Annotated in this window: 14 protein-coding genes; 13 read left to right on the top strand and 1 reads right to left on the bottom strand. The window is 72.8% G+C overall.

All coding sequences use genetic code 11. From position 1 onward, the window contains the following. Positions 1 to 169: 169 nt before the first annotated feature. On the top strand, positions 170 to 1,111 hold the full coding sequence (gene pdxS / locus JN535_RS07285; RefSeq protein ID WP_205204716.1) for a pyridoxal 5'-phosphate synthase lyase subunit PdxS: 942 nt from the start codon (positions 170 to 172) through the stop codon (positions 1,109 to 1,111). A 59-nt stretch (positions 1,112 to 1,170) separates the two neighbouring features. Then, on the top strand, positions 1,171 to 1,734 hold the full coding sequence (locus JN535_RS07280) for an NUDIX hydrolase (protein WP_205204331.1): 564 nt from the start codon (positions 1,171 to 1,173) through the stop codon (positions 1,732 to 1,734). A 38-nt stretch (positions 1,735 to 1,772) separates the two neighbouring features. On the opposite strand, the gene JN535_RS07275 is transcribed toward JN535_RS07280, so the two are convergent. Then, entirely contained in the window at positions 1,773 to 2,459 is a 687-nt protein-coding gene (locus JN535_RS07275; protein WP_205204329.1) for a hypothetical protein, read from the bottom strand. 66 nt (positions 2,460 to 2,525) lie between these two features. Between JN535_RS07275 and pdxT the strand changes: the two genes are divergently transcribed. The 11 genes from pdxT to JN535_RS07220 all read left to right on the top strand — a co-directional run bounded on the left by pdxT (position 2,526) and on the right by JN535_RS07220 (position 14,526). Then, positions 2,526 to 3,176, top strand: a complete 651-nt coding sequence (gene pdxT / locus JN535_RS07270; protein WP_205204327.1) for a pyridoxal 5'-phosphate synthase glutaminase subunit PdxT — start codon at positions 2,526 to 2,528, stop codon at positions 3,174 to 3,176. 6 nt (positions 3,177 to 3,182) lie between these two features. Next, positions 3,183 to 3,944 carry a YebC/PmpR family DNA-binding transcriptional regulator gene (locus JN535_RS07265; protein ID WP_053370897.1) on the top strand — a complete coding sequence of 254 codons (762 nt, stop codon included), beginning with the start codon at positions 3,183 to 3,185 and terminating at the stop codon, positions 3,942 to 3,944. A 95-nt stretch (positions 3,945 to 4,039) separates the two neighbouring features. Next, the gene (ruvC, locus tag JN535_RS07260; RefSeq protein WP_205204325.1) at positions 4,040 to 4,609 is read left to right on the top strand and encodes a crossover junction endodeoxyribonuclease RuvC; all 570 of its coding nucleotides are present in this window, start codon (positions 4,040 to 4,042) and stop codon (positions 4,607 to 4,609) included. Between the two features lie 161 nt (positions 4,610 to 4,770). Beyond that, positions 4,771 to 5,412, top strand: coding sequence for a Holliday junction branch migration protein RuvA (gene ruvA, locus JN535_RS07255; protein ID WP_205204323.1), 642 nt, complete (start codon positions 4,771 to 4,773; stop codon positions 5,410 to 5,412). A 2-nt stretch (positions 5,413 to 5,414) separates the two neighbouring features. After that, on the top strand, positions 5,415 to 6,482 hold the full coding sequence (gene ruvB / locus JN535_RS07250; RefSeq protein WP_205204321.1) for a Holliday junction branch migration DNA helicase RuvB: 1,068 nt from the start codon (positions 5,415 to 5,417) through the stop codon (positions 6,480 to 6,482). A gap of 183 nt (positions 6,483 to 6,665) precedes the next feature. Beyond that, positions 6,666 to 7,118, top strand: coding sequence for a preprotein translocase subunit YajC (gene yajC / locus JN535_RS07245; protein ID WP_205204311.1), 453 nt, complete (start codon positions 6,666 to 6,668; stop codon positions 7,116 to 7,118). An 81-nt stretch (positions 7,119 to 7,199) separates the two neighbouring features. Further along, positions 7,200 to 9,188, top strand: coding sequence for a protein translocase subunit SecD (gene secD, locus JN535_RS07240; RefSeq protein ID WP_205204300.1), 1,989 nt, complete (start codon positions 7,200 to 7,202; stop codon positions 9,186 to 9,188). Beyond that, the gene (gene secF / locus JN535_RS07235; protein ID WP_205204298.1) at positions 9,188 to 10,306 is read left to right on the top strand and encodes a protein translocase subunit SecF; all 1,119 of its coding nucleotides are present in this window, start codon (positions 9,188 to 9,190) and stop codon (positions 10,304 to 10,306) included. Before secD ends, secF begins: the two co-directional genes overlap by 1 nt. After that, positions 10,303 to 10,908: an adenine phosphoribosyltransferase gene (locus tag JN535_RS07230; protein WP_205204296.1), complete on the top strand. Its 606-nt coding sequence runs from the start codon at positions 10,303 to 10,305 to the stop codon at positions 10,906 to 10,908. The genes secF and JN535_RS07230 overlap by 4 nt, the downstream gene beginning before the upstream one ends. 74 nt (positions 10,909 to 10,982) lie before the next feature. Beyond that, positions 10,983 to 13,328, top strand: a complete 2,346-nt coding sequence (locus JN535_RS07225) for a RelA/SpoT family protein (RefSeq protein WP_205204294.1) — start codon at positions 10,983 to 10,985, stop codon at positions 13,326 to 13,328. A 91-nt stretch (positions 13,329 to 13,419) separates the two neighbouring features. Continuing rightward, positions 13,420 to 14,526 (top strand): ATP-dependent DNA ligase, encoded by a 1,107-nt coding sequence (locus tag JN535_RS07220; protein WP_205204292.1) that lies wholly within the window; start codon positions 13,420 to 13,422, stop codon positions 14,524 to 14,526. The last annotated feature ends 34 nt before the right edge of the window (positions 14,527 to 14,560 follow it).

Here is a 14,560-nt window from a genome sequence, read left to right as displayed (position 1 = left end):
CGGGCCGCCCGCGACGCTCCGCGGGCGGGCTCGGGGCGGAGTCGGGTGGACGCCCCGGCGATAGGATGGGAGCGCGTGGGAGCATGTGCCGTCGAGCCTGTTCGACGGCGTCCGCGCGCGAGCGCGCGACGTTCCCCTGACCTGAAGGTGTGAGGTACCGGTGACCAACGTGGCCGACCAGAACGTCCCTGCCGAGAGCGCCCCGGGCGCCGCGACCACGGAGGGTGCCGGCGCCGTCGGCACCGCCAAGGTCAAGCGCGGGATGGCGGAGATGCTCAAGGGCGGCGTCATCATGGACGTCGTCACGCCCGAGCAGGCGAGGATCGCCGAGGACGCCGGGGCGGTCGCGGTCATGGCCCTCGAGCGCGTGCCCGCGGACATCCGCGCGCAGGGCGGCGTCTCGCGCATGTCCGACCCCGACATGATCGACGGCATCATCGAGGCCGTCTCGATCCCGGTCATGGCCAAGGCCCGCATCGGCCACTTCGTCGAGGCGCAGGTGCTCCAGTCCCTCGGGGTCGACTACGTCGACGAGTCCGAGGTGCTCACGCCCGCGGACTACGCCCACCACATCGACAAGTGGCAGTTCACCGTCCCGTTCGTGTGCGGCGCGACGAACCTCGGCGAGGCTCTGCGCCGCATCACCGAGGGCGCGGCGATGATCCGCTCCAAGGGCGAGGCGGGCACGGGCGACGTCTCCAACGCAACGACCCACATGCGTACCATCCGCGCCGAGATCCGCCGCCTCACGTCGCTCCCCGAGGACGAGCTGTTCGTCGCGGCCAAGGAGCTCCAGGCGCCGTACGAGCTCGTCAAGGAGGTCGCGGCCACGGGCAAGCTGCCCGTCGTCGTCTTCACGGCGGGCGGCATCGCGACGCCCGCCGACGCCGCGATGATGATGCAGCTCGGCGCCGAGGGCGTGTTCGTGGGCTCGGGCATCTTCAAGTCGGGCAACCCTGCCCAGCGCGCGTCCGCGATCGTCAAGGCGACGACGTTCTACGACGACCCCGACGTGATCGCGAAGGTCTCGCGGGGCCTGGGCGAGGCGATGGTCGGCCTCAACGTCGACGAGCCGGCGCGGTCGATCCAGTTCGCCGAGCGCGGCTGGTGAGGGAGCGGGCCTCGCACCCGTCCGCCGTCGCGCCGGCGACGGACGGCTGACGCGCGAGCATGACCGACGCCGCCGGAGCGCCGTCGTCCCTGGGCCCCGACTGGGTGCTCGGGGACGACGGGCTCTACTTCCGCCGGGGCGCGCGCGTCCTCCTGCTCGACGACGCCGACCGGATCCTTCTCGCGCGCGGGCACGACGTCGACCAGCCGGGTCGGTCGTGGTGGTTCACCATCGGCGGGGGCGTCGACCCCGGCGAGTCCGACCGTGACGCGGCGCTGCGCGAGGTGCGCGAGGAGACGGGCATCCTGCTCGAGGCGGGCGCGCTCGTCGGACCGGTCTACACGCGCAGCGCGATCTTCGACTTCTACCGCCAGCACTGCCGCCAGGACGAGGTGCTCTTCCTCGCTCGACTGGAGGGTGCCGACGTCGGTGGGGAGCTCAGTCGCGACGGGTGGACGGACGTCGAGCTCGACGTCGTGGACGAGATGCGGTGGTGGTCGCTCGACGACCTGCGCGGCGTCGAGATCGAGGTCTTCCCGGAGGGGCTGCCCGACCTCGTCGCGCCGCTGCTCGGCGGGTGGGACGGCGTGACGCGCCACCTGGGGATCGCGCGCGAGGACTGAGGCGCGCGACGTGCCCTGCGTGCAGGGGCGGACGGCTGCTACGGCCGGCGGGCGAGGACGCGCCACACGATCCCGCCGACGAGGAGCCCGAGGCCGAGGATCACCCCGCCGATCGCGACGAACCACAGCGCGATGGTGCCGCCGACCGTCGCGAAGAACTCGCCGAACCTCCACCCCTCGGTGACGACGAACGTCACCCCGGGCGAGGAGTGCCCCTGGGCGACGGACACCGTGCAGGTCTGGGTCGACGGCGACGTCACCTCGGCGGCGGTCGTCGCCTCGTGCGACCCGAAGCCGGAGCGCCCCGCCACGGAGGGGTGGCGCACCTCGAGGTCGCCGTCCGGGCACGCGACGGTGACGTCCGCGGCGCCGAAACGCTCGGCGCCGATCGGCACGACCGCCCACACGCTGTAGGGCCGGCCGCCGGACAGCGCGACGTCCGCCTCGCCGGGGACGTCGCCCGAGGCGAGGGCGGCGGGACCGGGCGCGCCCGTGCCATCCACCACGCCCGTGGGCAGCGCACGCAGGAACGTCGTGACGCCGAGGACTCCCGCGACGAGCGCGACCACGAGCACGACCGTGCCGACCACGACGAGGACCGTCGCGCCGCGCGTGCTCCGTGGCGGGCGCGGCGGGAGGCCGGGGTACGGGGCAGGCGGGCCGGGGTGTCCGGACGGCTGGGCGGGGTACGGCGGCGTCGGTCCGGGGCCGGGCGGGGTGGTCACGACGGCGAGGCTAGCAACAGCCCTCGTGGCGGGGCGCGCGCGCCCGCCGACGTATGATTCCCGTTCGTGACGATCACGATCGGAGTCCTGGCCCTGCAGGGCGACGTGCGCGAGCACCGCGCCGCGCTCGAGGCCGCGGGCGCCCGCACGGTCGGCGTGCGGCGCCCCGAGGAGCTCGCCACGGTCGACGGGCTGGTGCTCCCCGGGGGCGAGTCGACGACCATCGACAAGCTCCTGCGCGTCTTCGAGCTCGACGAGCCGCTGCGCGCCCGCATCGCCGACGGCCTGCCGGTCTACGGCTCGTGCGCCGGCATGATCCTGCTCGCCGACCGCATCCTCGGCGGCACGACCGACCAGCGGACCCTCGGCGGGCTCGACGTGACCGTGCGGCGCAACGCGTTCGGCCGACAGGTGGACTCGTTCGAGACGGATCTCGTGTTCGCGGGCGTGTCCCCGCGGGAGGCCAGCCCGGGGGGCGGGGCCCGGACCGACGCGGTCCACGCGGTGTTCATCCGCGCGCCGTGGGTCGAGGAGGTCGGCCCGGGGGTCGAGGTGCTCGCGCGCATCCCCGACCACGAGGCACCCGGCATCCCCGCGGCCGCCGCCGGTAGGATCGTCGCAGTCCAGCAGGGATCGCTGCTCGCCACCTCGTTCCACCCGGAGATCTCCGGGGACGCGCGCGTGCACGAGCTGTTCGTCAGAATCGCGAAGGGGTAGGAACGCATGTCAGGGCATTCCAAGTGGGCCACGACCAAGCACAAGAAGGCCGCCATCGACGCCAAGCGCGGCAAGCTCTTCGCGAAGCTCATCAAGAACATCGAGGTCGCGGCGCGCACGGGCGGCGGTGACCCCGCCGGCAACCCCACGCTGTTCGACGCCATCCAGAAGGCGAAGAAGTCGTCGGTCCCGAACGACAACATCGACCGCGCGGTCAAGCGCGGGTCCGGCACGGGCGCCGACGCCGTCGACTACCAGACGATCATGTACGAGGGGTACGGCCCCAACGGCATCGCCGTCCTGGTCGAGTGCCTCACGGACAACAAGAACCGCGCGGCCTCCGAGGTCCGCCTCGCGTTCAGCCGCAACGGCGGCAACCTCGCCGACCCCGGCTCGGTGTCGTACCTGTTCTCTCGCAAGGGTCTCGTCGTCGTCCCGAAGGCGGACGGCGTGACCGAGGACGACGTCATGCTCGCCGCGCTCGAGGCGGGGGCCGAGGAGGTCACCGACTCCGGCGAGGTCATCGAGGTGCTGTCCGAGGCGAGCGACCTCGTCGCGGTGCGCAGCGCGATCCAGGAGGCGGGGATCGAGTACGACTCCGCCGACTCGATCTGGCACCCGTCCATGGAGGTCGAGGTCGACGCCGAGGGCGCGCGCAAGATCCTCCGCCTCATCGACGCGCTCGAGGACAGCGACGACGTGCAGAACGTCTACGCGAACTTCGACGCGTCGGACGAGGTCATGGCGGAGCTCGAGAACGACGACTGACCCGGCGCAGCTCGAGTCCGGGTGGTCGGGTCGCGGTGCGGTGCCGGCCCGCGTGGCGCGGCCGGTCCGTGTCGGTCACGTGAAAGGGTCGGGGGGTGCGCGTTCTCGGAGTGGATCCCGGCCTGACCCGGTGCGGTGTCGGGGTGGTGGACTCCGCGCGGGGGCGGGGGGCCGAGCTGGTCGCCGTGGGGGTGATCCGGACGGACCCGGACCTCAGCGTGGACCTGCGGTTGCTGCGGATCGCGGAGCGGCTCGACGCGTGGTTCGACGAGCACGTGCCGGACGTCGTCGCGGTCGAGCGGGTGTTCGCGCAGCACAACGTCGGGACCGTGATGGGTACCGCGCAGGCCGCGGGACTCGCCATGGTCGGCGCGGCGCGGCGGGGCGTCCCCGTGGCGCTGCACACGCCGTCGGAGGTCAAGGCCGCGGTCACCGGGAGCGGTCGCGCCGGCAAGGAGCAGGTGCAGCGCATGGTCGCCGGGATCCTCGGCCTCGCGGAGCCGCCGAAGCCGGCGGACGCGGCCGACGCGCTCGCGCTCGCCATCTGTCACTTGTGGCGCCCGGCCGGTGCGCTCCAGGGGGGCGAGCGGCACGAGCTGACGCCGGCGCAGCGCGCCTGGGCAGCGGCGGAGCACGCTGCGAGAAGCCGTCGCGCGCCGCGTTGACCTCACGTGTCGGTCGGTCGGGGCGTGGGCGCACCTTGCTAGAGTGACCGCGGTCGTACGGGTGTTCGACGCCGTCCTCGGACGTGCCGCCCGACGCCGGTCACCGGGCCCGGCGGACCATCGGACCAGGTCGGCCGCCGCCGACCAGGAGAGGAGCCTGCGTGATCGCGTCGCTGAGCGGAGTCGTGGCGAGCGTCCAGCTCGACCGCGCCGTGCTCGAGGTCGGGGGAGTGGGATACCTCGTGCACGCCACGCCGGCCACGCTCGCCGGCCTGCGCGTCGGCGAGGACGCGCGACTCGCGACGAGCCTGGTGGTCCGCGAGGACTCCTTCACGCTCTACGGGTTCGCCGACGACGACGAGCGCAGCGTGTTCGAGACCGTGCAGACCGTGAGCGGCGTCGGACCGCGCCTCGCGCTCGCGATGCTCGCCGTGCACACGCCCGACGCCCTGCGCCGTGCCGTCGCCGGTGGGGACATCGCGGCCCTCGTCCGGGTGCCGGGCATCGGGAACAAGGGCGCGCAGCGCATCGCCCTCGAGCTGGGCGACAAGCTCGGGCCGCCGACGGGCGACGACGCGCCGGGAGCGACGTCCTCGGCGACCGGTGGCGCCGACGCGCGTCGGGCGGACGACCGGCGCGACCAGGTGGTGGAGGCGCTCGTCGGGCTCGGCTGGAACCTCAAGGCCGCGGACGACGCCGTCTCGACCGTGCTCGCCGAGGCCGGCGTGGACGTCGTCGAGGCGCCTGACGTGGCGGGAGCGCTGCGCGCGGCGCTCCGCGTGCTCGGCGGACCGAGGGGCTGACGATGGCGACCTTCGACCAGGTGGGCCTGGGGGAGGACGGTGCGTTCTCGTCCGAGCGCATCGTCGCGGCCGGTGCCGACGACCTGGAGCGGGCCGCCGAGGCGGCGCTGCGACCGCGCCGGCTCGAGGAGTTCGTGGGCCAGGCCGTGGTGCGGGACCAGCTCTCGCTCGTGCTCCAGGCGGCGCTCGCGCGCGGGAGCTCGCCCGACCACGTGCTCCTGTCGGGCCCGCCCGGGCTCGGCAAGACGACGCTCGCCATGATCATCGCCGCCGAGCTCGGCACGTCGCTGCGGGTCACGTCCGGACCGGCGATCCAGCACGCGGGGGACCTCGCCGCCGTCCTGTCCTCGCTCGAGGAGGGCGAGGTGCTGTTCATCGACGAGATCCATCGCCTCGCCCGCCCGGCGGAGGAGCTCCTTTACATGGCGATGGAGGACTTCCGCGTCGACGTCGTCGTGGGCAAGGGCGCGGGGGCGAGCGCCATCCCGCTCTCGCTGCCGCCCTTCACGGCGGTCGGCGCCACGACCCGCGCCGGACTCCTGCCCGCGCCGCTGCGCGACCGCTTCGGCTTCACCGGGCACCTGGACTTCTACTCGAGCGACGAGCTCGAGCGCGTGCTCTCCCGGTCCGCGGGCCTGCTCGGCGTCGCGCTCGACCCGGACGCCGCGCGCGAGATCGCCGGCCGCTCGCGCGGCACGCCCCGCATCGCCAACCGCCTGCTGCGGCGCGTGCGCGACTGGGCCCAGGTCCGCGGCGACGGGAGCATGGACCTTGCCGCCGCGCGGGCGGCGCTCGAGGTCTACGAGGTGGACCCCATCGGCCTCGACCGCCTCGACCGGGCGGTCCTCACGGCGTTGTGCACGCGGTTCAACGGCGGGCCGGTCGGGCTCACGACGCTCGCCGTGACGGTCGGCGAGGAGGCGGAGACGGTCGAGACGGTCGCCGAGCCGTACCTCGTGCGCGAGGGCCTGATCGGACGGACGCCGCGCGGGCGCGTCGCGACCCCGGCCGCGTGGGCCCACCTGGGGCTCACCCCGCCGCGCGAGGGCGGCACCCTGTTCGACGCCTGACGGGGCCGGTGCCCGTGCGCCACGCCGTCCCGTGACGACGGTCACAGGCGCTCCGAACGTGGTCCTAGAATGGTCGGGACCCGAGCGGGCGGAACTCCGCGGCGAGACGGCTCGTTGGTGAACCGTGCGCGCACGCCTAGACTGCGCGCAGATCCCGCACAGAACAGGACACGAGACTCCGTCATGGATATCAGCTTCATCCTCATCCTCGCCCTCGCGGCGGGTGCGATGTTCCTCATGACCAGCCGCACCCGCAAGCAGCAGCGCGAGGCCCAGAACTTCCGGGCGAACCTCGCCCCCGGGCAGGAGGTGATGACGGGCTCGGGCATGTTCGGCACGATCGTCGACGTCGACGACGAGGCCGACGTCATCACGATCGAGTCCACTCCGGGCAACCAGACGCGGTGGCTGCGCGCGGCCATCGCGAAGCTCGTCGAGCCCCCGGTCGAGACCGAGGAGCCGGAGACCGACGAGACGTCGGAGCCCGCAGCCGTCTACGGCACCGCGAGCCCCGACCCCAGCACGTCGAAGGGGGACGTCGACGACCTCGTCGTCCCCGACGACCTGTCCGGTCTGACCGACGACGGGTCGGAGAAGGACCGCGGGCGCCGGGACGACGGCACCGACACCAAGTGACCCTATGCCGGTCGCTCCCGCGACCGGTCTGACGCGGTGGGCCGCGAGGCCCACCGCACACGCACGAGAAGAGACGGACAGTTGGCCACCAGCAGCACACGAGCGAGGCCCGTACGGACCCTCGTCACCCTGGGAATCCTCATCGTCGTCCTCTTCGGGTCCCTCTTCGCGGGCACGAAGCTCGACCCGAAGACCGAGGACAACCCGGGCGGGGCGAGCCTGACCCCGGGCCTCGCGCTCGATCTCGAGGGTGGCACGCAGATCATCCTGCAGCCGGTCACCACCGACGGCTCGCAGCCGACGGCCGAGGACATCAACCAGGCGATCAACGTCATCCGCCAGCGCATCGACGCGCAGGGCGTGTCCGAGGCGGAGATCACGAGCCAGGGTCGGAACAACATCGTCGTCGGTATCCCCGGGCAGCCGTCCCAGGAGACGATCGACCTCGTCAGCACCTCCGCGCAGATGCGCTTCCGGCCGGTGCTCACCGTGGGCATGCCGACCGCGACCCCGGCCGACGAGGCGACCGACGAGGCCGCGGGCGACGACGCCGCGGCGGAGGACGCACCGGACGCGACGGAGTCGGCGGACGCCGCCGAGTCCGACGCGACCTCCGAGGAGACGGGCGACCCGGCCGCCGACGAGGCGACGGACGCGCCCGCGGACGACGCCACGACCGACCCGGCCGAGGAGGCGACGCGACCGGAGGACCCGAGCGACCTCGCCCAGATCACGCCCGAGCTGCAGGAGCAGTTCGACGCGCTCGACTGCACGCTCCCGGAGAACCTCGTCGGCGGCGACAGCGGCCCGACCGACAGCGCGTTCGTCGCGTGCGCCGACGACGGCTCGGCCAAGTACATCCTGGGCCCCGTCGAGGTCGAGGGCACGGACATCTCCAACGCGAACTCGGGTCTGCGCGTCGGGCAGAACGGCGTCGTCACCAACGAGTGGGTCGTCAACATCGAGTTCGACTCCCAGGGCACGCAGCAGTTCCGCGAGGTGACGACGCGTCTCACGTCGCTGCCGTCCCCGCAGAACCAGTTCGCGATGGTGCTCGACGGGCTCGTCATCTCCGCGCCCGTCTCGCAGGTCGTCATCCCGGACGGCAAGGCCGAGATCTCGGGCAACTTCACGCGCGACAGCGCCGCGACGCTCGCCAACCAGCTCAACTTCGGTTCGCTGCCCCTCACGTTCGAGGTGCAGAGCCAGGAGCAGATCTCCGCGACGCTCGGCTCCGAGCAGCTCGAGAAGGGCCTCCTCGCGGGCGCGATCGGCATGCTCCTCGTCGTCATCTACTCGCTCTTCCAGTACCGGGTGCTGGGGCTCGTGACCGTCGCGTCGCTCGGCATCGCCGCCGTCGTGACGTTCGGCGTCATCTCGGTCCTGTCCTGGACGATCGGTTACCGGCTGTCGCTCGCCGGCGTCGCGGGACTCATCGTGGCGATCGGTATCACCGCGGACTCGTTCATCGTGTACTTCGAACGCATCCGCGACGAGCTGCGCGACGGCAGGACGCTGAACTCGGCGGTCGAGAAGGGCTGGCAGCGGGCGCGCCGCACGATCCTCGCCTCGGACGCCGTGAACTTCGTCGCCGCGATCGTCCTGTACTACCTGGCGGTCGGTGGCGTGCGCGGCTTCGCCTTCACGCTCGGTCTGACGACGCTCGTCGACCTCGTCGTGGTGTTCCTCTTCACGCACCCGCTGATGCAGCTGCTCGCCCGGACCAAGTTCTTCGCCAACGGGCACCCGGCCTCCGGGCTCGACCCCCGGCGCCTGGGCGTGCGGACCGCACGCTACGCGGGCCGCGGTCGCGTCGTCGGCGCGACCACACCGGGGGCCGCGCAGGAGGCTCCGCCCGAGCCCGAGGACGCGCCCGTGTCGGCCGCCGCCGAGCCGACGCGTACGGCGCCGGTGCGGGAGACGGTCGGCGCCGGCGTGGGCCGCCCCGACGGGGCGCGCATGACCATCGCCGAACGCCGGGCGGCCGAGCGGCGCGCTGCCGCGGCGTCCGGCGACGAGGGGTCCCCGGCCGCCGACGCGGCGGGCGACGAGAACGAGGAGAAGCACTGATGGCCAGCGGTTTCGCCCAGTGGGGCAACGACCTGTACACGGGCCGCCGGTCCTACGCCATCGTCGCGAAGCGACGGGTCTACTTCCTGGTGGCGGTCGTCCTCGTCGTCCTCTCGCTCGGGGTCATCGGCGTCCGGATGGCAGGTGACGGCCTGAACCTCGGGATCGAGTTCCGTGGCGGGTCCGAGTTCACCGTCTCCGGCGTGTCCGACACGTCGCAGCAACCGGCGCTCGACGCCGTCGCGGCGGTGGCGCCCGAGGAGGTGCCGCGCGTCACCTCGGTGGGCTCCAGCACCGTCCGGGTCCAGACCGCCGAGCTCAGCAACGAGCAGGTCGAGCAGGTCGCCGCGGAGCTCGCCGACGCCTACGGCGTGGCGGCGGGCGAGGTGACCAGCTCCTACATCGGCCCGACATGGGGCAAGGACGTCTCCCAGAAGGCGCTCGTCGGCCTCGTCGTCTTCCTGCTGCTCGTCAGCCTGGTCATGACGATCTACTTCCGGAACTGGCGCATGGCGCTCGCCGCGGTCATCGCGCTGTTCCACGACCTGATCGTCACGGTCGGCATCTACGCCCTGATCGGGTGGGAGATCACCCCGGCGACCGTGATCGGGCTCCTGACGATCCTCGCGTACTCGATCTACGACACGGTCGTGGTGTTCGACAAGGTGCGGGAGAACACGGCGGGCATCCTCGACCAGACGCGCAGCACGTACGCCGAGCGGGCGAACCTGGCGATCAACCAGACGCTGGTGCGCTCGATCAACACCTCGGTCGTCGCGCTGCTCCCCGTCGCCGGCATCCTCTTCATCGGTGCGTTCCTCCTCGGCGCCGGCACGCTGCGCGACATCGCGCTCGCGCTGTTCGTCGGCATGGCCGTGGGCGCGTACTCGTCGGTCTACCTCGCCACGCCGCTCGAGGTCGCCCTCCGTGAGCGCGAGAAGCCGATCCAGGAACACACGGCGAAGGTGCTCGCGCTGCGTGCCGAGCGCGTCGAGGCGGCGGGTGACGACGAGGACGCCGCGCTCGCGGCGGCCGGCGTCGGGACGGGCCACCGCCAGCTCCAGCCGGGCGAGCACCTCGGCAACAAGGCGCAGCCGCGCCGCCGTCGGCCGCGATGACCGACGCGAACCACCCGTCGACCGGCGAGGTGGACGGCCTGCGGGCCGTCGGCCTCGCCGGTCTCGGTGGGCAGCGGGCTTCCCGCGTGCTCGAGCTCGTCCGCGCCGTGCCCGACTACCCCGGGCCCGGCATCACCTTCCGCGACATCACCGGGCTCCTCGCCGATGGCGAGGCCTTCGGGCACGTCGTCGAGGCGCTCGGGGACGTCGCGCGCGCCGCGGGCGGCATCGACCTCGTCGCAGGCATGGAGGCGCGCGGGTTCCTCATCGGCGCCCCGCTCGCGACGCACCTGGGGGTCGGCTTCGTGCCGCTGCGCAAGGCGGGCAAGCTGCCGCCGCCCGTCGACGCCGTGACCTACGACCTCGAGTACGGCACCGCGACGATCGAGCTGCGCTCGGGAACACTGTCGACCGGTGCGCGTGTTCTCGTGGTGGACGACGTGCTCGCGACCGGGGGCACGGCGGCCGCGGGCGCCGAGCTCGTCGAGCGCGGGGGAGGCGTCGTCGTCGGCCTCGCGTTCCTCCTGGAGCTCGAGGGCCTGGGTGGCCGCGAGCGGCTCGCGGGCCGCGACGTGACCACCCTGGTCCACGTCGAGTCGTAGGATTGCCACTCCGGTCGTCTCGGCTGGTCGTCGACACCGTGTCGGCGATCGCTGGCCTGCGGAAGGAGGCGCGCATGAGCGAGAACACCCGGACGTCGCGCGCCCCGGAGAAGGCGGGCGCGCAGCCCGCCCCCGGCCAGGGCGGTACGGGCGGTCGTGGGGTGCGGTCGCGGCTCGTGCGCTTCGGCGCCCGTCCGAACGCAGGCAGCCCGGCGCTCGAGCCCGTGCTCCAGGCCGTCCGCACGAACCACCCCCGGACCGACCTCACGGTCATCGAGCGCGCCTACGAGACGGCGGAGCGCGCGCACCGCGGGCAGCTGCGCAAGAGCGGCGACCCGTACATCACGCACCCCGTCGCCGTCGCGACGATCCTCGCCGAGCTCGGCTTCGACGGGTCTACGCTCGCCGCCGCGCTGCTGCACGACACGGTCGAGGACACCGACTACTCGCTCGCGCAGCTCACGGACGAGTACGGCGAGGAGATCGCCATGCTCGTCGACGGCGTGACCAAGCTCGACAAGGTCACGTACGGCGACGCGGCGCAGGCCGAGACCGTGCGCAAGATGGTCGTCGCCATGGCGCGCGACATCCGTGTGCTCGTCATCAAGCTCGCCGACCGCCTGCACAACGCGCGCACCTGGAAGTACGTCTCGTCGTCGTCGGCGGGCCGCAAGGCGCGCGAGACGCTCGAGATCTACGCCCCCCTCGCGCACCGCCTCGGCATGAACACGATCAAGTGGGAGCTCGAGGACCTCTCGTTCCAGGCCCTGTACCCCAAGGTCTACGACGAGATCGTGCACCTCGTGGCGGAGCGGGCACCCGCGCGCGAGGAGTACCTCGCGGTCGTGCGCGAGCAGGTCACGGCGGACCTGCGCAGCGCGAAGATCAAGGCGACGGTGACCGGGCGGCCCAAGCACTACTACTCGATCTACCAGAAGATGATCGTGCGCGGGCACGACTTCGCGGAGATCTACGACCTCGTCGGTGCGCGCGTCCTCGTGGACAGCGTCCGGGACTGCTACGCGGCGCTCGGCGCGCTGCACGCGCGGTGGAACCCCGTGCCCGGGCGGTTCAAGGACTACATCGCGATGCCGAAGTTCAACATGTACCAGTCGCTGCACACGACGGTCATCGGCCCGGGCGGCAAGCCCGTCGAGATCCAGATCCGCACGCACGAGATGCACCGTCGCGCGGAGTACGGCGTCGCGGCGCACTGGAAGTACAAGGAGACCGCGAAGTCGGGTGGGAAGACCGCCAAGGAGGACACCGCCGCGAACGACATGCGCTGGCTGCGCCAGCTCGTCGACTGGCAGCGCGAGACGGCGGACCCCGCGGAGTTCCTCGACTCGCTGCGCTTCGAGATCGGCGGCGCGGAGGTCTACGTCTTCACGCCCAAGGGTGACGTGATGGCGCTGCCCGCGGGCTCGACCCCGGTCGACTTCGCCTACGCGGTGCACACCGAGGTCGGGCACCGGACCATGGGCGCGCGCGTCAACGGGCGCCTCGTGCCGCTCGACTCGACGCTCGAGAACGGCGACTCGGTCGACGTCCTCACCTCGAAGTCCGAGAACGCGGGCCCCAGCCGCGACTGGCTCGCGTTCGTTAAGAGCCCGCGTGCGCGCAACAAGATCCGCCAGTGGTTCTCCAAGGAGCGCCGCGAGGAGGCCGTCGAGCACGGCAAGGACGCGATCGCCAAGGCGATGCGCAAGCAGAACCTGCCGATCCAGCGCCTGCTGTCGCACGAGTCGCTCGTCGCGCTCGCCAACGAGCTCCGCTTCGCCGACGTCACGGCGCTGTACGCCGCGATCGGCGAGGGCCAGGTGTCGGCGGCGAACGTCGTCTCCAAGCTCGTCCAGGCGATGGGCGGCGAGGAGGGGACGGTCGAGGACGTCGCGGAGACCGCGCGCCCCGGGCACACCGCGCGCCGCGTGCGCACGGGGGACCCCGGCGTCATGGTCAAGGGCGTCGACGACATCTGGGTCAAGCTCGCCAAGTGCTGCACCCCCGTGCCCGGGGACGAGATCATCGGCTTCATCACACGCGGCCAGGGCGTGAGCGTCCACCGCGCGGACTGCGGCAACGTCGTGGGGCTCCGCAACCAGCCCGAGCGCATCGTCGACGTCTCGTGGACCACGGGCAGCAACGCCATGTTCCTGGTCCAGATCCAGGTCGAGGCGCTCGACCGGGCGCGCCTGCTCTCCGACGTCACGCGCGTCCTGTCGGACAACCACGTGAACATCCTGTCGGCCACCGTGTCGACGTCGAACGACCGCGTCGCGATGTCCCGCTTCGTCTTCGAGATGGCGGAGCCCGCGCACCTCGCGCAGGTGCTCAGCGCGGTCCGCAAGGTCGACGGCGTGTTCGACGTCTACCGCATCACCGGCACGAAGGCCGCCGAGGCGACGCAGCTCCCGGCCTGACCGGCCGCGCTCGCGCCGCGCGGTCGGCGGCGGTCGGGCGCCACGGACGTGTCGTCGTGCCGCACGCCGCGGCCGGTGGCAGCATCGGCACATGGACCTGCCCGTCATGCCTCCCGTGCTGCCCATGCTCGCGAAGTCGGTGCCCGACGTGCCCGAGCCCGACGCCGTGGACGGCGGGTACGTCTACGAGCCGAAGTGGGACGGGTTCCGCGCGATCGTGTACCGCGACGGCGACGAGGTCCGCCTCGACAGCCGCAACGCGCGGCCGATGGAGCGCTACTTCCCGGAGGTCGTCGAGGCGGTGCGCACGGCTCTTCCTCCCCGCTGCGTGGTCGACGGCGAGATCGTCGTCGCCCAGGACGGGCGCCTCCAGTTCGAGGTGCTGCAGCAGCGGATCCACCCGGCGGACTCGCGCGTGCGCCTGCTCGCCGAGCAGACGCCCGCCGCGCTCGTCGTGTTCGACGTGCTCGCGCTCGGCGACGACGACCTCACGGGCGAGCCGCTGGCGCGCCGCCACGAGGTGCTGGACTCGCTCGGCCTCGACGGCCCCGCCGTCCACGCCACCCCCCGCACGTGCGACGTCGCGGTCGCGCGCGAGTGGTTCGACACCTTCGAGGGGGCGGGCCTCGACGGCGTCGTCGCGAAGCCGCTCGACGGGGCGTACCAGCCGAACAAGCGCGCGATGCTCAAGATCAAGCACGGGCGGGAGGCAGACGTCGTGCTGGCGGGGTACCGCCTGCACAAGACGTCGACTCCCGCGAAGCCGTTGCTCGGCTCGCTCCTGCTCGGCCTGTACGACGACGCGGGCCAGCTCCAGTTCGTCGGCGTGGCCGCGTCGTTCCCGGCGGCGCGACGTGCGGCGCTCGTGACCGAGCTCGCCCCGCTGGTCGTCGAGCCGGGCACGCCGGAGGCCGACGCGCACCCCTGGTCCGGGTGGGAGAACCCCGCGGGCGAGCGGATGCCGGGGGCGGTGTCGCGGTGGAGCTCGGGCAAGGACCTGTCGTTCACGCCGCTGCGCGTCGAGCGCGTGCTCGAGGTGGCGTACGACCACATGGAGGGCACGCGGTTCCGGCACACGGCGCAGTTCCGGCGCTGGCGCGACGACCGTGACCCGTCGTCGTGCACCTACGACCAGCTCGAGGAGCCGGTGCGCTACGACCTCACCGGCATCCTGCCGGGCGCTCCCGGCGTCGTCTGACGCACGGTTCACGCTGCGGCGAGGCGACGACCGG

Origin of the sequence: Cellulosimicrobium cellulans, assembly GCF_016921195.1 — a bacterium.
Classification (GTDB): domain Bacteria; phylum Actinomycetota; class Actinomycetes; order Actinomycetales; family Cellulomonadaceae; genus Cellulosimicrobium; species Cellulosimicrobium cellulans_F.
The sequence above is the reverse complement of the archived record's forward strand: the minus strand, read 5'-3'. Positions and strand labels throughout refer to the sequence as shown.